At 74.1% G+C, this 19,397-nt stretch carries 16 protein-coding genes; 11 read left to right on the forward strand and 5 right to left on the reverse strand.

Annotated features, from left to right (window positions below; all coding sequences use genetic code 11):
* The first annotated feature begins 10 nt into the window (after positions 1 to 10).
* A complete protein-coding gene (locus tag ABFT23_RS03790; protein WP_347892700.1) occupies positions 11 to 1,378 on the forward strand; it encodes a GH1 family beta-glucosidase in 1,368 nt (455 codons plus the stop codon).
* 106 nt (positions 1,379 to 1,484) lie between these two features.
* On the forward strand, positions 1,485 to 3,854 hold the full coding sequence (locus ABFT23_RS03795; RefSeq protein ID WP_347892701.1) for a CARDB domain-containing protein: 2,370 nt from the start codon (positions 1,485 to 1,487) through the stop codon (positions 3,852 to 3,854).
* 6 nt (positions 3,855 to 3,860) lie between these two features.
* Here the strand turns inward: ABFT23_RS03795 and ABFT23_RS03800 are convergent, their stop codons facing one another.
* The gene (locus ABFT23_RS03800; protein ID WP_347892702.1) at positions 3,861 to 4,571 is read right to left on the reverse strand and encodes a class I SAM-dependent methyltransferase; all 711 of its coding nucleotides are present in this window, start codon (positions 4,569 to 4,571) and stop codon (positions 3,861 to 3,863) included.
* Between the two features lie 10 nt (positions 4,572 to 4,581).
* Positions 4,582 to 6,387, reverse strand: coding sequence for a glycosyltransferase family protein (locus ABFT23_RS03805; RefSeq protein WP_347892703.1), 1,806 nt, complete (start codon positions 6,385 to 6,387; stop codon positions 4,582 to 4,584).
* A gap of 18 nt (positions 6,388 to 6,405) precedes the next feature.
* Here ABFT23_RS03805 and ABFT23_RS03810 point away from each other — a divergent pair, with 18 nt between their 5' ends.
* The 5 genes from ABFT23_RS03810 to ABFT23_RS03830 are packed head-to-tail and all read left to right on the forward strand — an operon-like array spanning position 6,406 to position 12,725.
* Entirely contained in the window at positions 6,406 to 7,833 is a 1,428-nt protein-coding gene (locus ABFT23_RS03810; RefSeq protein ID WP_347892704.1) for a hypothetical protein, read from the forward strand.
* A 7-nt stretch (positions 7,834 to 7,840) separates the two neighbouring features.
* Positions 7,841 to 9,322 carry a glycosyltransferase family A protein gene (locus ABFT23_RS03815; protein WP_347892705.1) on the forward strand — a complete coding sequence of 494 codons (1,482 nt, stop codon included), beginning with the start codon at positions 7,841 to 7,843 and terminating at the stop codon, positions 9,320 to 9,322.
* Positions 9,323 to 9,332: 10 nt separating this feature from the next.
* Positions 9,333 to 10,418 (forward strand): sulfotransferase family protein, encoded by a 1,086-nt coding sequence (locus tag ABFT23_RS03820; RefSeq protein WP_347892706.1) that lies wholly within the window; start codon positions 9,333 to 9,335, stop codon positions 10,416 to 10,418.
* Positions 10,419 to 10,423: 5 nt separating this feature from the next.
* A complete protein-coding gene (locus ABFT23_RS03825) occupies positions 10,424 to 11,359 on the forward strand; it encodes a hypothetical protein (protein ID WP_347892707.1) in 936 nt (311 codons plus the stop codon).
* Complete coding sequence (locus ABFT23_RS03830; protein WP_347892708.1) at positions 11,352 to 12,725, forward strand: glycosyltransferase; 1,374 nt, start codon at positions 11,352 to 11,354, stop codon at positions 12,723 to 12,725. Before ABFT23_RS03825 ends, ABFT23_RS03830 begins: the two co-directional genes overlap by 8 nt.
* Here the strand turns inward: ABFT23_RS03830 and ABFT23_RS03835 are convergent.
* Both ABFT23_RS03835 and ABFT23_RS03840 read right to left on the reverse strand, forming a co-directional pair.
* Positions 12,717 to 13,871, reverse strand: a complete 1,155-nt coding sequence (locus tag ABFT23_RS03835) for a MalY/PatB family protein (protein ID WP_347892709.1) — start codon at positions 13,869 to 13,871, stop codon at positions 12,717 to 12,719. The two genes, ABFT23_RS03830 and ABFT23_RS03835, sit on opposite strands and share 9 nt — an antisense overlap.
* A 20-nt stretch (positions 13,872 to 13,891) precedes the next feature.
* Positions 13,892 to 14,572 carry a hypothetical protein gene (locus ABFT23_RS03840; protein ID WP_347892710.1) on the reverse strand — a complete coding sequence of 227 codons (681 nt, stop codon included), beginning with the start codon at positions 14,570 to 14,572 and terminating at the stop codon, positions 13,892 to 13,894.
* Positions 14,573 to 14,755: 183 nt separating this feature from the next.
* Here ABFT23_RS03840 and ABFT23_RS03845 point away from each other — a divergent pair, with 183 nt between their 5' ends.
* The 4 genes from ABFT23_RS03845 (at position 14,756) to ABFT23_RS03860 (ending at position 18,477) form a co-directional block, all read left to right on the forward strand.
* Positions 14,756 to 15,919, forward strand: a complete 1,164-nt coding sequence (locus tag ABFT23_RS03845) for a CaiB/BaiF CoA transferase family protein (RefSeq protein ID WP_347892711.1) — start codon at positions 14,756 to 14,758, stop codon at positions 15,917 to 15,919.
* 66 nt (positions 15,920 to 15,985) lie between these two features.
* Positions 15,986 to 17,437: a flavin-containing monooxygenase gene (locus ABFT23_RS03850; protein WP_347892712.1), complete on the forward strand. Its 1,452-nt coding sequence runs from the start codon at positions 15,986 to 15,988 to the stop codon at positions 17,435 to 17,437.
* Positions 17,438 to 17,531: 94 nt separating this feature from the next.
* Positions 17,532 to 17,726: a CsbD family protein gene (locus ABFT23_RS03855; RefSeq protein ID WP_347892714.1), complete on the forward strand. Its 195-nt coding sequence runs from the start codon at positions 17,532 to 17,534 to the stop codon at positions 17,724 to 17,726.
* A gap of 58 nt (positions 17,727 to 17,784) precedes the next feature.
* Positions 17,785 to 18,477, forward strand: a complete 693-nt coding sequence (locus tag ABFT23_RS03860; protein WP_347892716.1) for a CPBP family intramembrane glutamic endopeptidase — start codon at positions 17,785 to 17,787, stop codon at positions 18,475 to 18,477.
* A 20-nt stretch (positions 18,478 to 18,497) separates the two neighbouring features.
* Here ABFT23_RS03860 and ABFT23_RS03865 read toward each other — a convergent pair whose 3' ends face one another.
* The gene (locus tag ABFT23_RS03865; RefSeq protein ID WP_347892717.1) at positions 18,498 to 19,394 is read right to left on the reverse strand and encodes an NAD(P)H-binding protein; all 897 of its coding nucleotides are present in this window, start codon (positions 19,392 to 19,394) and stop codon (positions 18,498 to 18,500) included.
* Positions 19,395 to 19,397: the final 3 nt, after the last annotated feature.

Genomic DNA, 19,397 nt, shown 5'->3' on the forward strand with positions numbered 1-19,397 from the left:
GATTGTGCAGGTGTCACCCCCGCCCGGTGGACCTCGGTCCGCCCCTCCCGTCCTGCCACCGGGCTTCGTGCTCGGCACGGCGACGGCGGCCTACCAGGTCGAGGGTGCGGTGGCCGACGACGGGCGCGGGCCGAGCATCTGGGACACCTTCACCCGTCGTCCCGGCGCGATCGCCGACGGCAGTGACGGCGCCGTGGCCGCCGACCACTACCACCGGCTCGAGGAGGACCTCGACCTCCTCGCCCGTCTCGGCGTGCGCGGCTACCGCTTCTCGGTGTCGTGGTCGCGGGTGCTGCCGTCGGGCCGTGGGCCGGTGAACCCCGCCGGTCTCGACTTCTACGACCGGCTCGTCGACGGCCTCCTGGCCCGCGACATCGAGCCGATGGCCACGCTCTACCACCACGACCTGCCGCAGTCGCTCGAGGACGACGGCGGGTGGATCAACCCCGCGACCGCCGTCGCGTTCGGCGACTACGCCACGGTCGTCGGCACGCGCCTGGCCGACCGCGTGGCGCGCTGGGTGCCGCTGAGCGAGCCCAACGTCGCCTCCCTCCAGGGCTACGGCGAGGGCACCCAGGCGCCCGGCGTCCGGTTGTACTTCGAGGCCCTCCACGTGAGCCACCAGATCCTGCTCGGCCACGGCCACGGCGTCGCTGCGCTGCGTGCCGCCGGGGCCCGCGAGGTCGGCTGCGCCAACAACCACGCACCGATCTGGCCGGCCAGCGACGACCCCGCCGACAGCGGCGCCGCCAAGCTCTTCGACTCGCTGTGGAACGGCATGTTCATCGAGTCGATGCTGCTGGGGCGCTACCCCGTCGACCTCGCCCCGCTGATGGACGAGCTGGTGCAGCCGGGCGACCTCGCGGTCATCCGCCAGCCGCTCGACTTCTACGGCGTCAACTACTACAGCCCCATCCGCGTCGCGGCCGCACCGCCCGAGGCGCAGCTGCCCTTCGAGTTCCTGCAGCTGCTCGGCTACCCGACCACCGACCGCGGCTGGACCGTCGTCCCCGACGCCCTGCGCGAGTGGCTGATCACGTTCCGGGCGCGGTTCCGCGCGGCGCTGCCGCCGATCGTCGTCACCGAGTGCGGGGCGTCGTACGCCGTCGCGCCCGACGCCGACGGCGTCGTCGACGACCAGCCCCGCATCGACTACCTCGACGCCCACCTGCGGGCCGTGGCCATGGCCTGCGAGCGCGGCGTCGACGTGCGTGGCTTCTACGCCTGGTCGCTCCTCGACGGGTTCGAGTGGGCGGCCGGCCTGCGCGAGCGCTACGGGCTCGTGCACGTCGACCGCGACACCCTCGACCGGACGCCGAAGACCTCGTTCGAGTGGTACGCCGGCGTCATCGCGGCGCAGACGAGGTCGGTCGGCTGACGCTGCGGCGGCTCCCGGGCTTCCTCGGGCTCCGCGGGCTCCCTCGGCCGGGGGACTGCCACGTGCAGCAAGCAGACTGCAACCCCGACGCGGCAGGGTCCGCTGCATGTCGAAGCCCCTCTCGCGCCGGCCGGGCTCTCCCGCCCCCGCCGTCGTGCCCGCCGTCGTGCCCGCCGTCGTGTCCGTCGTGTCCGTCGTCGTCACCGTGCTGGCCACCCTCGCCGGCACGTCGGCGATCACGCCGGCCCACGGCGCGGCGGCGCGCCCCGACCTGGTCGTCACCGCCGGCACGGTCGCGCCCCGCGTCGTCACCGCCGGCGCCTCGCTGCGGGTCGTGGCGACCGTGCGCAACACCCAGCGCCGGGCCGCCCGGGCCTCCGTCGTGCGGGCCGACCTGGTCGTCCGCGGCCGGTCGGTGGCCGGGGCGCACGTCGCGACGCCCGCCCTGCGGGGCCGCGCCCGCGTGACCCGGCCCGTCGTCGTCCGGGTACCTGCCACCACACCGGCCGGCGTGCTCACGCTCCGCGTGTGCGCCGACGTCACGCGTCGCGTGGTCGAGCGCGACGAGCGCAACAACTGCCGGGTGCTGGGCACGGTCCGCGTGGTGGCCCGTCCGGCCACGCCCCCGGCACCGGGGACGCCGGTGCCGACCCTGCCCGTGATGGACCCCGGCGCGACGACCATCGACAGCTTCTCGGCCACGAGCACGGCCACCGACGAGACCTTCGCCGTCCAGATGATGAAGGCGCGGTGCGCCCAGGTGCACCCGGTGCGTCCCCTCACCCTGCCGGCGGCCCGGGCCTCGCTCGACGCTCGGCTGCAGCGCGACGCCGCCGACGGCGTGCGCCGCCTGCGGGCCTCGAGCGCCTACGGCGACCCGGTCGCGCTGCAGCACCTGGCCGCGACCGGCGTGATCGAGGGCGTGCCCGGGCTCGCCCTGGCCGCGCTGCTGCGCGCCGCCGACCTCGAGCCCACCGTGGCGACGCACCTGGTCAACGCGGCCGCCGTCGCGACCACCCTGGGCCTGCCCAACGAGGCGATCGCCCTGCTCGACGCCGCCCGCACGCGCCGTGCCCGCACCCCGGCGATGGGCGTGCCGGTCGAGGCCGTCGCGGCCACGGTCCGAGGCCAGGCCCTGGTCATGACCGGACGCCTCGAGGAGGCGCGTCGGTGGTTCACCGCCGTCCGCGCCTCGAGCCCGGTGCTGACCGAGGCCGACACGGGGCTCGCCACCGTCGAGGCGTGCGCCGGCGGCAGCCTGCCGCGCGCCGCCCGCCTGGCGGGGAGGTCGCGGGTACGCACCCATGTCGCCTCGACCCCCGACCAGCCGCCGGTCGTCATCGACCCCGCCACCCGCGTCGACCTGCGCCGCGGCCGGCCCACGGCGCTGCGGGTGCTCCCCCTCGCCCAGTCGCCGGCGCAGCTCGTCGCGATGCAGGACCGCTACCAGGCCGCCACCGTCGACCTCGCGAACGAGCTCGTGGCCCACGAGCGCCGGCTCGACGACGCCCTCGGTCGTCTCGACGCCGCCGACGCCCGGGCCTCGCAGGCCGAGCTCGTCCGTCGAGCGGGCCTGCTCGACCTCGGCCAGCGCATCGACACCCCCGACCTCGACGACCTCGAGCGTGACGTCGCCGGCGTCCGTGACCGGCTGCAGGCCTGGTGGGACGAGTTCTGGGGCGGCGGGACGGACGGCACGTTCGGCCGCATCGTCCGAGAGGCCGACGCCGCCTGCGCCGGGCGGGAGCAGGGCGGGTGCTCGTTCCGCTACATCAACGACCACTGCCGCCCGGCCCTCGCCGAGGCGCACCGGCACTGGGTGCAGGAGATGAACGACCTCCAGAGCGCGTCGGCACGACGTCTGCGTGCCACCTCGACGCTGCGCAGCGCGGTGGCGGCCAACCTGGCCGAGGAGTCGGCCCACGAGGTCGTGCTGCTCTCGATCGCCCAGGTCGAGCGCGAGCTGTACCACGTCGTCCTCGACGAGGCGCGGCGGTGGATGACCTCGGCCGCCCAGTTCGCGCAGTTCTGCGTCGAGCCGTTGCCGGCCGACCTGCTCGACGTCCCCGCCGAGCCGGCCGTCGCGACCGAGGGGCCGTGCCCGTCGGACCTGGCCCGCATCAGCTTCAAGCTCGGCTGGGAGGGACACGAGATGAAGGTCAACTGCGAGAAGATCTCGGGTGAGGTCTCGGTCGAGACGCTGCCGATGCTCTTCGCCTTCGCCGAGCTCACCGCCGACTACCGCGCCGGCACCGTCACGCTCGTGGCCGGCAGCAAGGGCAAGGTGCCCGGCGGACCCACCGAGGTCAGCTTCAAGTCCGGTGCCTACCTCACCATCGACGCCGCGACGGGCTCGGTGAAGGACGTCGGCTGGCAGGTCGGGCCCGAGATCACCGCGACGGCCGCCGGGATCGAGCTCTCGGTCTACAAGGACGAGATGGACTTCTCCTTCGTCTCCGGGCTCACCGGCGGCTAGCGGCGGCTAGCGGCGGCGCAGCACGTAGACCGACTGCCCGTCGGTCTCCTTGCCGTGGACGAACTCGGAGACCGCGAGGCCGGCGTCCCACATGAGCTGCTCGAAGAAGTGCCGCTCGTAGCGCACGCAGTGCAGGGCGCCGTCCCAGCGCAGGTCGAGGTAGTCGTCGGGGTTCTCGACGCAGTCGGGAACCTCCTCCTCCACGAACGCGGTCAGCCAGGCGCGGCCCTCGGGGGCCAGGATGCGGCGGATCGTGGCGGCGTAGCCCGCGACGTCGTCGGCGAGCATGTGGCTGAAGACCGAGTAGCCGTGGACGACGTCGACGCTGCCGTCGTCGGCCGGGATGTCGAACGACGGCCGGCCCCGGGGGTTGTAGCGGGCGTTGTGGGCGTCGACGAGGGTGAAGCGGTGGTGCTCGTCGGCCAGGTGGGCCTGCGCCCACCCGATCAGCGCCGGCTGGACGTCGACGCCGTGGTAGTCCTCGACGTGGCCGAGCAGGTGCTTGATGCCGACCGCGAGCCGGCCCGCGCCGCAGCCCCAGTCGAGCACGCGCTTGCGGCGGCCGAGGCCGGCGCGCTGGCGCAGCTGCCGGACGTCGCGCACGCCGGCGTTCACGAACGCAGGGTCCTTCTTGAAGTGCCGACCGCCCATGCGCAGCTCGTAGGGCGGCAGCGGGATGGTCGGGTCGGGGACGATCTCGGGGGCCGGGCCGTTCACGCCGGGGAGTCTACGAGCGACCGCGCAGCCGCCGAGTGGCGCTCCGGGCAGCGTTCAGCAGCGTGGCCGCGCGGGCGTCGAACGAGTGCTCGCGGACGACGCGCTCGGCCAGAGCCCGGCGCTCGTCGGCCCCGGGCCAGGCGGCCCAGGGCGCGACGGCGAGACGCGCGACGTCGTCGGGGGAGCGCCAGACGGGCAGGTCCGCCAGGGGGGCGAGGGTGTCGAGGCCCGCGACCGGGTCGGTGAGCAGGCGGCCGCCGACGGCGAGCACGTCGAAGACCCGGTTCGACACGAAGCCCTCGCGGGCCATGTCGGCGTGGTGGTCGGTCAGCACCACGCCGGCGCTCGCGTAGGCCGCGGGCAGGTCGGCGTTGTCGATCGACTCGGCGGCGACCTCGACCCCGTGCTCCGCCCAGCCGGATCCGACGACGGCGAGCGGCACGCCCGCCTCGCGGGCCGCCGCCACGGCCGGCCGGGGGCCGCCGCGGGCGTTGCCGACGAACCGCACGGGGCCGTCGGGCTCGCCGACCGTCAAGTCGGGGCGGAACCGCGTCGCGTCGGTGCACTGGAGCAGCGGCTCGACCCCGTGGCTGGCCGCCCACGACGTGCTCGCCGCGTAGGCGACGTCGAAGCCGGCCAGCTCGTCGTCGCTCACCTCGTCGGGGTGGCTGATCACCCAGAGCAGGTTGACGGCGCCCGGGTGCGGCTCGACGCGCTCGAGCCCGCGCAGCGTCAGCACGACGTCGGTCTCGGCACGCGTCGTCCGCCCCCGGGTCTCGGGGTGGTCGATCTCGACCCACTGGCCCCGGCGCTCGAGCGCGTCGGCCAGCGAGCGCGCGAAGTGCCAGTCGCCCCACCGACGCCCGAGCGGGGCCGCCGGGGCCGCCACGTCGATCGCCCACCGCAGCCCGCCGTCGGGGACGGCGCGCGCGACCGCGTCGAGCGCGCGGACGACGTGCGCCGGCCCGGGCACCCACGCCGCCGTGGTCAGCACCCGCGGACCGTCGACACCGTCGCGGCGCGCCTCGACGCCGGGGACCCGCTCGGGCAGCGGGGTCAGGTCGAGGCGGTCGAGCGCCGAGACCGGGTGGCCGGCGAGCGCGGGCGCGGTGAGGGTCTGGTCGTCGCCGACGAGCACGGGCTGCACCGCGCCGGCCTCCGACCGCTCGAGCACGTCGAGCAGCGCGGGCAGCCAGCGCCAGCGTGGCACCGCGACGTCGTCGTCGATCGTCACCTCGGCCTTGCCCCACGACGTCGACCACGACGCCGGGTCGACGTGCACCCGGGGGAGGTCGGCGGCCACCGACCGCACCACCCGCGCCGTCGCGCCCTCGAGGTGGTCGAGGTCGACGACGACCTCGGGGGCCGTGTGCGTCAGGTGTCGGACCCAGGCCACCAGCTCGCCGAGCCGTCGCGTGCCGAGCCGGACCGTGACCGCGCCGTGCTCGCGCTCCGCCTCCTCGGGCAGCAGCTCGGCCGGGTCGTGATCGACCAGCCACCGCTCCAGCGGACCCAGCTCGGCCTGCGGGTAGCGCGGGTGCGGCGACCGCGGGCCCCGCCGGTCGGCGTCCTGCGAGAGGTAGAACGACAGCGGGTCGGGTGCGTGCCGTCGCCACCGGCCCCCGGGGTAGAGCCACGCCGGCTCGAACAGGGGGTGCGGCGAGGCCTCGTCGGGTCCCGCGCCCGGCGCGGCGACCCAGTGCGCCACGGCCTCGGCCCGGTCGGCGAAGCGCTCGAGCACGAGGTCGGCGTACCAGAGCTCGTCGAAGAGCGGGCTGGCGAGCACGAGCGCCGTGGCGTCGTCGCGGCTCAGCACGGGCTCTACCGTAGGCGCATGTCTGCAGCCGCCGTCGCGCGTGCCCTCGACGGCGCCCGCCTGCCGGCGCTGGTGGTCACCGACGAGCCGCTGGTGCTCGAGGCCGACGTCGCCACGGTGGTCGCGCCCGGTGATGCGAAGCCCGACGGCCACTTCCGCACGGTCCTGCTCGCCGTCAGCGACGTCGACGACCTGCGTCGCGCGGTCGCCCGCCTGGCCCCGGCCGGGTGGGCCCGCATGGTCGCGGTCGTGGTGGCCGACCACGACCGTGCGCTCACCCTGCGCCCCGACCCGACGTGGCCCGCCCTGACCGCGGTCGTCGCGACGGCCGGCCACACCCGGCTCGAGTTCGACGCCCGGCTCGAGGCCCTCCCCGTGCTGCGCGCGCTGGCCCGCTCGGCGGCCGCGCCCGTGGTCGGCGGCGACGGGGGTCTACGCACGGGCCGGCCGGGCCAGCCGGTCGACGACCCGGCCGTGAAGCACCCGGTCGACATCGCGGTCGACCCGCCCACGCCGCCGGTGGTCAGTGAGGTGACCGGACGCGCGCCCGTCACGCTCGCCGCGCGCGACCTGCCCCTGGCGGTCGACGAGGCGGTCTACCACCCGATCGGCTGGCGCCGCACCTGGACCCGACCGGTCGTCGACCTCGACCCCACGACGAGGCTCACGCCCGCACTGGTCCGCGACCTCCGCGACGCCCAGGGCGTCCGGCTAGCGCCGGGACACGACCCACGGGTGGCCGCCGGCCTGGCGATGAGCGGCATCCCGCTCCTCGGTGCCACCACCCTGGTGGGCGCGCTCGGCGCCGAGGTCTCCCTCGTCGACGACGCAGGTCTCCTGGCGGACCCGGTGCGTCGCGAGGACCGGTCGGTGCGTCTGCGGCGGGCCGCGCTCACCCACCACTCGAGCCTCGCCGTGCGCCACCGCCTCGCCACGGCGGCCGGCGTGCGCGCCACCACCTACCCCTGCGTCACCCTCGTGCTCCACGCCCGGCGGCCCGACCTGCTCGACGCCGCCATCGACCGGGTCGCGCGCCAGCACCCCACGCTCCCCGGCGCCGAGGTCGAGATCGTCGTCGCCGCACACGGGTTCACCCCCGATCCTGCTGTCGTGGCCGCCGCCCCCGAGCGGAGCGGGGTGCCGGTCACCTTCCTACCCGCCGCCACCGACACCGTGTTCGAATCGATGCGCGCCGCGGCGGCCGCGGCCCGCGGCGACGTCGTGGTCGGCGTCGACGACACCCACGACGTGGGGCCGCACCTGGTGACCGACCTGCTCCTCGCCCGTCGCTACAGCGGCGCCGACACGGTGGCCGCGGTCGACGGCGACGACGCCGAGACCTACGGCCGCGACACCACCGGCGCCCCCCGCCTCGTCGACCGCGCGGTGCTGCGCGAGCCCGCGCGCGCCGTCCGGGCCTACCGCACCCACGCGAGCCGGACGTGACCCGGCCGTGACCCAGCCCCGCATCCGCCGCAACGAGTGGCAGGTCCTCGTGGCGCCCGCCCTCGGCTCCTGGACGCCGACCCTGAGCGTCAGCGTCGTCGTCCCGGCCTACGACGCCGGTCGCCTGCTGCCCACGGTGCTCGCCGGCCTGGCCGCGCAGACCTACCCCGACCACCTGCTCGAGGTGGTCGTCGTCGACGACGGCCCGGGCGCGCTGGTGCTGCCCGACGTCCGCCCGGAGAACACGCGCCTCGTGCGACCGCGGCAGGGCTGGGGGCGCGCCAACGCGTGCCACGCCGGGGCGCTGGCGGCCGACGGCGACGTGCTGCACTGGCTCGACGCCGACATGCTCGTCGAGCGCCACGAGGTCGAGGCGCAGGCCCGCTGGCACCACCTGCTCGACCACGTCGTGGTGCTCGGCGACAAGTGGTTCGTCGACCCCGGCCCGGTGCTGGCGCTCACCCCGCAGCACGTCTACGACGCCGTCGGGCGCGACGGTCTCGACGAGCTCTTCGGCGACCGCGAGCCGCACGCCTGGGTCGAGGAGGTCTACGACCGCACCGACCGCCTGCGCCTGGCCGGGTGGAACGCGCTGCGCACCCACACCGGCGCGACGGCGTCGGTCGGCGCCGGACTCTACCGCGAGTCCGGCGGGCTCGACGTCGACCTCCGCCTCGGCGAGGACATCGCGCTCGGCTCGCGCCTGGCCCACCAGGGCGCCGTGTTCGTGCCCGACGCCGAGGCGCGCAGCTGGCACCTCGGCCGCACGCACGTGATGGAGCGCCGCGACCGCGTCAACGCCTACAACGACCCGTTCCTCGCCGAACGGGCGCCGAGCCTGCGCGCGAAGCGCCACCCCGGCCGCACCTACCGGACGCCGTACCTCGAGGTCGTGCTCGACGCCCACGGCCACGCCGCCGACGCCGTCACCGCCGCCGTCGACGCCGTGCTGGCCAGCACGTTGCACGACCTCGCCGTCACCCTCGTCGGGCCGTGGTCGACGCTGCACGACGACCGCGACGACGTGCTCGGTGACGCCGCCTACGACGTCCGCGTCGTGCACACGACCTACGCCGACGAGCCACGCGCGCGCCTGGTCGAGGCGGCCCCGACGACGCCGTCCGACGCGGCGTTCCGCCTGGTGCTGCCCGGCCCGCACGTCGCGCCGCGCCCGCCCGCGCTCGAGAAGGCGCTGCTCCACCTCGAGCACACCCACGAGGGGCTGCGCCTCGTCGAGCTGGACGACGGCACGCAGGTCCGCATCGAGCGCACGGCCGCCGTCAACCGCGCCCGCCGCCTGGTGGCCCCGGGGGAGCACCTCGACGACGTCGTCCACGAGGTCGCCGGGGCCCGCACGATGCCGGCCAAGCGGGCGGGGTTCGGGCCGAGTGCCGACGTCCGGCCGCGGCACTACCCGCGCACGGGCGGTCCGCCGGTCGACGGCGAGGAGGCCTGGGCGCGGATCAGGAAGACCTTCGACGCCCGCTAGCCTGACCCCCGTGCCAGAGCCCCATCAGGAGAAGCGCCGCGTCGTCTTCGTCGCCGGCTCCGGCCGCAGCGGCACCAGCACGATGGCGGGTGCGCTGCGCACGCTGGGCATGCACGTGCCGCAGCCCGAGGTGCAGGCCGACGACACCAACCCCAAGGGGTTCGGCGAGCCGCAGTGGGTCGTCGACTTCCACACCGAGCTGCTGCAGCGCTGCCACGTGCAGGTCTCCGACGCGCGCCCGCAGGCGTGGTTCGAGGCCGGCAAGCTCGCCGGGCTCGAGCCGTTGCGCGAGCGGCTCTTCGAGTGGCTGGAGGGCCAGCTCGCCGACAACCGCCGGCCCGAGGGCGGCAGCGAGCTGGTCGTGAAGGACCCGCGACTGGCCTGGTTCATGGGCCTGTGGCGCTCGGCCGCCCTGCGGTGCGACGCACAGCCGGCCTTCGTGACGATGCTCCGCCCGCCCGCCGAGGTGGTCGGCAGCAAGCAGAAGTACTACGCCGGCGGTGGCCAGGGCGCCCGGGGTCGCGCGCAGGGCGAGGTGCAGCGCACGGCCGCGTGGGTGAACATGATGCTGCACACCGAGCGGGCCACCCGCGGCGAGCTGCGCACCTTCGTCCGCTACGCCGACCTGCTCGACGACTGGACGATCCCGCTGTTCGACATCGGTCGTCGTTTCGACCTCACCACCGTGCAGGAGGCCAACGCCAACGACGTCCGCGCGGTGCACGCCTTCGTCGACCCGTCGCTGCGGCGCGTGCAGGCCACCTGGGACGACGTCCGCGTGCCCGCCCGCTTGCAGGACCTCGCCCAGCAGACCTGGGACCAGCTCGACCTGCTCGCCGAGCCCGACGGCGACGTGCCCGCCGTCCACGGGCGGCTCGACGCGCTACGGGCGGAGTACGCCGAGATGTACGCCGAGGCCGAGGCGATCGCGTCGTCCACCACGCTCGCGGCGCACCGCGAGGGCCTGCAGACGATGCCGGCGCCGGTCAACGCGGTCGTGAAGCGCGGGGCCGACCGGGTGCCGCACGCCGTGCGCTCGATCGTGCCGCCGAAGGCCCGCGCCGCCGTGCGCAAGGCCATCGGCCGGGAGCGCTGAGCCGCATGGTCATGCCGCCGCGCGGCGCCGACATCCCCTGCCTCGAAGGCGATCCGGCCTACGACGTCCGGTGGGCGTGGAACACCGACGAGCCGCTGCGGCCGGGCCTCACCTGCGTGTTCCGGGTCAAGGACGAGGCCCGCAACCTGCCCTGGGTGCTGCCGCAGATGCTCGACGCCGTCGACCACGTCGTGCTCGTCGACAACGGCTCCACCGACGGCACCGCCGAGCTCGCTCAGCAGATCGCCGACGACGCCGGGGCCACCGACCGCTACACGGGCGTGGCCTACCCGCACCGCGTCAGCCGCGCGGGCTCGGAGCACCTCGCCACGCCGCCCGACTCGGTGCACTCGCTCACGCACTTCTACAACTGGGCGTTCTCGCACGTGCGCACCACCTACTCGATGAAGTGGGACGGCGACATGGCGCTCACCCGCGAGGGCGTCGGCGTGCTGCGCGACCTGTCGTGGCAGCTGCAGGGCTCGGGCGCCGTCGTCGCCGTGCCGCGGCACCCGATCGTCGTCGAGCACGACCGGTTGGCCTGGATCGACCTCGGGTCGCGGTTCCTCGAGCCGTGGATCTACCCCATGGGACCTGCGTTCACCTACGTCAAGGCGTTCGAGTGGGAGGTGCGCGAGTTCCCACCGTCGTCCGAGCGGGTGGTCGCGCCCGAGGGCATGACCATCGAGGTCAAGTGGCTCGAGGACGACGAGCTGGCCCACTGGAGCCCGATCGAGGACTTCCCGCCGTCGCGGGTGCAGCGCAAGCGGCGCGAGCAGGAGGTCGACCGCGCGATCCGCGCCGGCCGCGCCGAGGAGGTCGAGGGCATCCACCGGGTCGAGTCGCCCGACGGCGTGCACGTCGTCGACCACCTGCTCACCACGTGGCTGCGCGAGCGCGAGCGGCCGCTGGTCCGTCGCGCCGCGCGGTTCGATGTCTGAGCTGCCACCACCCGCCCGCCGGTTCTCTGAGCGACGCGCCGCGGTCGTCATCTCGCGCGACACCATGCCCGGCGAGTACCCGGCTGTCGTGGTGGGGTCGGGAGAGCCGGTGCCGCAAGGCGTGCTGGCGACCGCTATCGGTCTCCACGGCGGCGACCGCGTCGTCGTGCTGCTCGCCCGCCCCGACTGGCCCGCTCTCGTCGAGCTGCGGTCGCGCCGGGCCGGCGGTGGCTGGTGGACGGTGCTCGGCTTCGCCGGGCCGGTCGACGTCGCCGACGTGCTGGCCGAGGTCGAGCGCCAGCCGGTGTGGCGGAGCGACGACCGGCCGCGCGAGCCCTACGACGTGCGCACGATCAACCCGACCGGCTTCGTGCCCACCGCCGACGGCCCCGTGGTCGGCCTCGACGACGTCCCCGAGGTCACGCCGTCCGCGATCGACGCGCTGCGGGGCAACGCTGCCGTCCGCGTCGACCGCTGGGACGACGCCGCCGCGCACCGGGTGCTGGGCCTCGCCCTCGCTGGTGTGCCCGTCGTCGCCGACGACGCCCCGGCGCCCTGGTCGGCGACGACGACTGCCGTCGACCTCGCCGACCCGACCGCCCGCGAGGAGCGCAGCGTCGTCCTGCGCCGGACGGCGTTCGCGATGCTCGCGCCCGTCCGGCAGCCGGCCGTGAGCATCCTGCTCGCCACCCGACGCGCAGAGATGCTCGACTTCGCCCTGAGCCAGGTCGCGCGCCAGCGCGGGGTCGACGACCTCGAGCTCGTGCTGGCCCCGCACGGCTTCGACGTCGACCCGGCCCGCGTGCGCGAGCTGCTCGGGCCGACGATCGGTCTGCAGGTGCGTCCACATCCGTCGGACACCCTGTTCGGCGACGTGCTGCACGACGCCGCGCAGGCCGCCGGCGGCGACGTGCTGCTGAAGATGGACGACGACGACTGGTACGCCCCCGACGTCGTCACCGACCTGATGCTCGCGCGCCGGTGGTCGGGCGCGGAGATGGTCGGCATGCCCGCCGAGCTGCACTACGTCGCCGAGCGCGACCTCACCGTCAAGCGCGGCCACCCGGTCGAGCTCTACGCCGCGTTCGTGGCCGGTGGCACGATGCTCGTCGACCGCGACGCGCTCCGCGAGGCCGGTGGGTTCCGCGCGGTGCGCAAGTGGGTCGACGCCCAGCTCATCGACGCCTTCCAGCAGATGGGCGCCGCGATCTACCGTACGCACGGGCTCGGCTACGTGCTGCGCCGCAACCCCACCGGTCACACGTGGGACGTCGACCTCGACTACCTGCTCGACCCGAGCCGCACCGTCGCCACGTGGCCGGGCTTCCGCCCGAGCCGGCTCTTGGAGGCCGAAGCCCTACGGTGACGTCACCGCCGCGGCCAGCCGCTCGAGGATCGCGGTCAACCGGGCGGGGCTCGTCGCGAAGTTCAGCCGCACGTGGCCGTCGAGCCCGGGCTGGTAGTCGTGCCCGGCGGCGAGCTTGACCCGCTGGCGCTCGAGCGCGACCGCGGCCGGGTCGTCGTGACCGTAGGCCCGCAGGTCGAGCCACGCCAGGTAGGTCGCCTCGACCGGGCGCATCCGGGCCAGCGGCAGGTGCTCGGCGAGCAGCGAGCCGAGCAGGTCGCGCTGCGCGGCCAGCCGGACGAGGAGCGCGTCGAGCCAGGCGTCGCCGTGGGTGTAGGCCGCGATCGAGGCCTCGACGCCGATGGTCGACCACGAGTCGTTGCGCGCCATCGGCGCCTCGGCGAGCGCCGTGTGCAGACGCCGGGAGCCGGTGACGAGCTGCGCGCACTTGAGGCCGGCGATGTTGAAGCCCTTGGACGCCGCCACCACGGCCACCGTGTGGTCGGCGGTGCCCTCGACCGAGAGGTACGGCACGTGCTCGCGGCCGTCGAGCACGAGCGGCGCGTGGATCTCGTCGGAGACGACGAACCCGCCGTGCCGCAGGACGACGTCGCGCACTCCCTCGAGCTCGGCCCGGGTGAACACGCGCCCCCACGGGTTGTGCGGCTGGGTCAGCAGCAGCACGCGCGCCCCGTTCTCGAAGTGGTGCGCGAGCTGGTCGAGGTCGAGCTCTGCCCGCTCGGCGTCGGGGTCGACGACGAGGTCGTGCCGGCGGCGTCCGGTGATCTCGGCCATCGCCAGCTGCGGCGAGTACCCCGGCACCGGGAACACCAGACCACCGGACGGCGCCGCGACGTCGAGCGCCAACCGGACGCCGGCCGTGACGTCGGCCGTGGCGAGCACGCGACCGGCGTCGACCGCGTGGCCGAAGCGCCGGTCGGCCCAGCCGGCGTACGCCGTCCCGAGACCGGGTGAGTCTGCCGGCCGCGGGTAGCCCGTCATGCCGATCGCGACGGCGCGCTGCACCGCCTCGATGATCGGCTCGGCGACGGCGTAGTCCATCTCGGCCACCCAGGCCGGCAGGACGTCGTCGGGCACCTCGCCCCACTTGCACACCAGGGCCGCCCGGGCCTCGGCGTCGGTCAGGTCGCGGATCTCGGCACTCACGCCCCGAGCGTAGGCACCGCCTACGAGGCCGCGGTCAACCACCCGGTCACCGCGGCGATGCCGTTGGTGGCCGGCTCGACGTCGGCCCCGGAGAACGGGCCCTCGCCGGTGCCCTCCGCCGCGCCGCACGAGAACTCGACGGTGGTGCTCGCCGCCGACATGCCCATGAGGAGCAGGCTGCAGCCGGAGTAGATCGGGAAGTAGTCGCCCTCGGCCTGGATGCCGAAGAAGTAGTCGCTGGTGCCCAGGCTGCCGGGCGCGAGCGGCAAGACGTCGGGGGTGTAGGTCAGCACGACGCCGGCCTCGGCGTCGCCGATCGTGAGCGAGACCTCCGGTTCCTCGGGGTCGACGTAGGAGCCCAGGATCGAGTCGGCGGAGAGCCCGTCGGCGGTGAGGCAGGTCGACGTCCCGTCGGCGCGGGTGACGACGAACGCGGCCGAGGCGGAGGAGTACATCGTGCGACCGCCGCTGGTGTCGACGCCCCCGCCCGCCGGGGCCGGCGGGCACTCGACGGTCGCGGCCCCGGTCTCCGGGGCCTCGGGCTCCTCGGTCACGTCGACCGCGGGCTCGGACGTCGGCGATCGGTCAGCGTCACCGGTGTCGCCGGTGTCGCCGGTGTCGGCGGCGTCGCCGTCGTCGCCGCACGCGGCCAGGGTCAGGGTCAGCAGGACGGCGGCGAGGAGCCTCGGGGCACGGGTCACGCCACGACGATCGACCGCCGCGCGACCGGCTGTCGAGGGTCGCCGGCAAAGATCGGGGTCGGACCCCTACGCGGGAGCGATCGCCGTCACAGACGCGATCCGAGGGCGGCGGCCTGGCCGGGACAGCTCGACCCCGCAGACCGTGACAGCATCACTGGCACGGTTCGTGGCAGGATCGCGGGCATGAGCGAGCACAGAGTCGAGCTGGGGCAGGGGACCGGGCCGCTGAGGGGGGTCAAGGTCGTCGAGATCGCCGGGATCGGACCGGGGCCGCACGCGTGCATGATCCTGGCCGACCTCGGCGCCGACGTGATCCGCGTCGAGCGCCCCGGCGGCCAGCCCCTCGCCGGCGGCCCGACGATGCTGCTCAACCGCGGCCGGCCGAGCGTCGCGCTCGACCTCAAGAACCCCGAGGCACGTGCCGTCGTCCTCGACCTCGTGAAGGACGCCGACGTGCTCGTGGAGGGCATGCGTCCCGGCGTCACCGAGCGGCTGGGACTCGGCCCCGACGACTGCCACGCCGTCAACCCGCGGCTGGTCTACGGTCGCATGACCGGTTGGGGCCAGGACGGTCCGCTCGCGCAGAGTGCCGGCCACGACATGAACTACATCGCCATCACCGGCGCCCTGTTCGGGCTCGGGCAGGACAAGGCGCGCCCGCACTTCCCGGCCAACCTGGTCGGCGACTTCGGCGGTGGGTCGACCTACCTCGTCATCGGCATCCTCGCGGCGCTGCTCGAGTCGAGGATCTCCAGCGAGGGCCAGGTGGTCGACGCCGCCATCGTCGACGGCACCGCGCACCTCAACGCGATGACCAACGCCTTCGCCAACGCCGGCGGCTACCGTGAGGAGCGCGCGGCCAACCTGCTCGACGGCGGCGTGCCGTTCTACGACGTCTACGAGACCTCCGACGGGCGGCACCTCAGCGTCGGCTCACTCGAGCCGCAGTTCTTCGACGCCCTCGTCACCACCCTCGGCGTCAAGGAGACCTGCCCGGGCCAGGCCGACCTCGACCGCTACGACGAGATGCGCGCGGTGTTCACCGAGACGTTCCGGTCGCGGACCCAGGCCGAGTGGATCGAGGTCTTCGAGGGCACCGACGCCTGCGTCGCCGGGATCGTCCCGATCAGCGAGGCGGTCGAGCACCCGCACCTCGTGGCGCGAGGCACCTTCGTGGTCAAGGACGACATGCCGCAGCCGGCGCCCGCGCCGCGGTTCAGCCGCACCGAGCCGAGCCTGACCCTGCCGCCGTCGTCGCCCGGCGAGCACACCCGCGCCGCCCTCGAGGCCTGGGGTGTCGCGGACGTCGACGGCCTGCTCGAGCGCGGGGTCGCCGTCCAGGCCTGACCACCGCCCCGGGCAGTGACGCGCCACCCTATTGAACATCTGTCAACAAGGGCTTACCGTGAGGGCATGAGCACTCCTGAGCACGTCGACGTCCTCATCGTCGGCGCCGGCCTGAGCGGCATCGGCGCCGCGTGCCAGCTGAAGACGGCCCACCCCGACCGCTCGATCGCGCTGCTCGAGGCGCGCGAGGGCAGCGGCGGCACGTGGGACCTGTTCCGATACCCCGGCATCCGCTCCGACTCCGACATGTTCACGTTCGGCTACAAGTGGCGGCCGTGGCCGAGCGAGACCGCTCTGGCCGACGGCGCGCTCATCCTCGACTACCTGCGCACGGTGGCCGAGGAGCACGGCGTCGACAAGCTCATCCGCTACCGCTACCGGGTGACCGCCGCGTCGTGGGACTCCGCCACGTCGCGCTGGACCGTGACCATCGACCACGACGGTGCGCCGCTGACCATGACGGCCGGCTTCCTGTGGGGTGCCACCGGCTACTACGACTACGAGCAGGGCCACGCGCCCGCCTTCCCGGGCCGCGAGACGTTCGAGGAGGCCGGCGGCCAGGTCGTGCACCCGCAGTTCTGGCCCGACGACCTCGACTACGCCGGCAAGGACGTCGTCGTCATCGGCTCCGGTGCCACCGCGGTGACCCTGGTGCCCTCGATGGCGCCCACGGCCGGCAAGGTCACCATGCTCCAGCGCACGCCCACCTACATCCTCCCGCAGCCCGGCAAGGACCCCCTCGCCGTCGCGCTCCGGCGCCTGCCGACGAAGATCAGCTACCCGATCGTGCGTGGGTCCAACATCGCCAAGCTGGTGGCCAACTACCAGCTCGCCCAGCGGCTGCCCGCGGTGTCGAAGCGGCTGGTGCGCCGCTTCACCGAGCGGCAGCTGCCGGAGGGCATGTCGTACGACGAGCACTTCCAGCCGCCGTACAACGTGTGGGACCAGCGGCTGTGCGTCGTCCCCAACTCCGACCTGTTCCGCGCGCTGCGCTCGGGCCAGGCCGACGTCGTCACCGACACCATCGAGACCTTCACCGAGAAGGGCATCCGGCTCACCTCGGGCCGCGAGCTCGAGGCCGACATCATCGTCAGCGCCACGGGCCTGAAGCTCAAGCTCTTCGGCGGCATCGACGTCACCGTCGACGGCGAGCCGTTCGAGCCGAGCGAGACCATGACCTACAAGGGGCTCATGGTCAGCGGCATTCCGAACTTCGTCTTCACCATCGGCTACACCAACGCCTCCTGGACCCTCAAGGCCGACCTGGTCGGCGACTACGTCGTCCGGCTCCTCGCCCACATGGACGAGCGCGGCCTCACCTCGGTGGTGCCCGTCAAGGACCCCACGGTCGGCGAGCGACCGTTCATGGACCTCGCCTCCGGCTACGTGCAGCGTGCCCTCGACGGCCTGCCGAAGCAGGGCGACCGGGCGCCGTGGGCCCTCAAGCAGAACTACTACGTCGACGTGCGATCGATCCGCCGGGGCCGCATCGACGACGGTGTGCTCCAGTTCACCTGACCCCCACACGGAGGGGTGAAAGGGTGTCGCAGACACCGTGGAACTCTTGATGTAGAGCCGGTGCACCAGGCACCGCCCGACGTAGGGAGTTCCGATGGGACTGGGCGACAAGATCAGCAACAAGGCCGAGGACCTCAAGGGTCAGGGCAAGGAAACCACCGGCAAGGCGACCGGCGACGAGCAGCTCGAGGCCGAGGGCAAGAGCGACCAGGCCTCGGCCTCCATCAAGGACGGCATCGAGAAGGTCAAGGACGCCGCGAAGGACCTCAAGGACGGGCTGACGAAGTAATCGTCCGACCCGCCTCCTCACCCCTCGTCCCTGTGCTCCGAGACGAGGGGTGAGTCGCGTGGTCAAGAGCTGGGTCCGCCGCTCGCTGTGGGACGTCGTCCCGCGCGACCACCGGATGAGCGCCGCCGAGCTGCGACGCCGGCAGCTCGTCACCGCCGCCTTCGTCGTGCTGGGCGCCATCGTGCTCGGCGTGCTGCTGCGGCTCCAGCAGGGCAGCGCCATGTTCGTGGTGATGTCCTTCGTGCTCGCCGGCGTGTGGACCGTAGGCGCGTTCGCCAGCGGACCCATCCACCTGGGCCGCATCACGGTCAAGGACATCGAGGTCCGGCCCGTCGTGCAGCCGATCCTCATCGGCGCCGCCCTCGCCGGTGTCTTCGTCGCCGGCGCCCTGGTCGTGCGCGAGATCGGGCCCCTGGCCGACCAGATCCGCAACGTGCTCGGCTTCGCCAGCGAGGGCTACCTGCCCGTGCTCGTCGTCGTCACCGCAGTCAACGGCATCGCCGAGGAGCTGTTCTTCCGGGGCGCGGCCTACGCCGCCATCACCAAGTACCCCGTCGCCTGGACGACCGTGGCCTACACGATCGCCACCGCGGCCACCGGCAACGTCATGCTGGCCTTCGCCGCGATCCTGCTCGGCGTGATCGCCGGGCTTCAACGCCGGGCGTCCGGCGGCATCCTCGCGCCGATCCTCACCCACTGCACGTGGTCGCTCACGATGCTGTTCGCCCTCCCTGCGATCTTCGGCGTCTGAGCCGGAGCCGGGAGCCGGGCTCAGCCCTTCGGCGTCTCACCGCTCTCGGTCAGCGCCTGCCGCACGGCGTCCATGTACGACGTCGGCTCGAACGGCACCAGCTCGCGGATGGTGTGGTCGGTGACGACGACCTCGGTGGCCATCGAGTCGATGAGGTTCTTGGCCGTGGTCGTGTCGACGTCGGTGACGAGCGAGATCCAGCGCGACGACAGCGACGGCGAGAGCAGGGGCACCGTGACGATCGGCAGGCGGCGGCCCATCATCACCTCGGCGGCCTGCTGCATCATGACCAGGTAGGTCAGCTCCTCCGGGCCGCCGATCTCGAGCACCTTGCCGATCGCGTCGTCGTTGCCGACGACGCCGTCGAGGTAGCGCACGACGTCGTCGATGGCGATCGGCTGGGTCTTGGTCCTGACCCACCTCGGCACCACCATCGCCGGCAGGTTCTTGACCAGCTGGCGGGTGATCTCCCAGGAGATGCCGCCGGCCCCGACCACGATCGCGGCCCGCAGCACGGTGACCGGCACTCCGCCCTCGGCGAGCTTGCCCTCGACCTCGCGGCGCGAGCGAAGGTGAGGCGAGAGGTCGTCGTCGTCGGCGCCCAGTCCGCCCAGGTAGACGATCTGCCGGACGCCGGCGTGTGCGGCGGCCTTGCCGAAGGCCAGGGCCGCCTCGGCGTCCTTGCGCTCGAAGTCGTCGTCGTCGAGGGAGTGGACCAGGTAGACGGCCACCTCGACGCCGTCGAGGGCGTCGGTGAGCGTGTCGGGGTCGCCGACGTCGCCGTGGACCGCCTGGCCGGGTCCGTCGTAGTCGTCGGGGTGCCGGGTCATGGCGCGCACGTCGAGGCCGCGATCGACCAGTACCGGTGCGAGACGACGGCCGACGAACCCCGTGGCGCCGGTCAGCAGGACACTCATTTT

Origin of the sequence: Nocardioides secundeburneus (assembly GCF_039939255.1) — a bacterium.
Classification (GTDB): domain Bacteria; phylum Actinomycetota; class Actinomycetes; order Propionibacteriales; family Nocardioidaceae; genus Nocardioides.

Coding starts and splice junctions, on each gene's coding strand:
- ABFT23_RS03795 (WP_347892701.1), top strand. CDS start 1,485: ATGTCGAAGCCCCTCTCGCGCCGGCCGGGCTCTCCCGCCCCCGCCGTC.
- ABFT23_RS03810 (WP_347892704.1), top strand. CDS start 6,406: ATGTCTGCAGCCGCCGTCGCGCGTGCCCTCGACGGCGCCCGCCTGCCG.
- ABFT23_RS03825 (WP_347892707.1), top strand. CDS start 10,424: ATGGTCATGCCGCCGCGCGGCGCCGACATCCCCTGCCTCGAAGGCGAT.
- ABFT23_RS03830 (WP_347892708.1), top strand. CDS start 11,352: ATGTCTGAGCTGCCACCACCCGCCCGCCGGTTCTCTGAGCGACGCGCC.
- ABFT23_RS03845 (WP_347892711.1), top strand. CDS start 14,756: ATGAGCGAGCACAGAGTCGAGCTGGGGCAGGGGACCGGGCCGCTGAGG.
- ABFT23_RS03850 (WP_347892712.1), top strand. CDS start 15,986: ATGAGCACTCCTGAGCACGTCGACGTCCTCATCGTCGGCGCCGGCCTG.
- ABFT23_RS03855 (WP_347892714.1), top strand. CDS start 17,532: ATGGGACTGGGCGACAAGATCAGCAACAAGGCCGAGGACCTCAAGGGT.
- ABFT23_RS03865 (WP_347892717.1), bottom strand. CDS start 19,394: ATGAGTGTCCTGCTGACCGGCGCCACGGGGTTCGTCGGCCGTCGTCTC.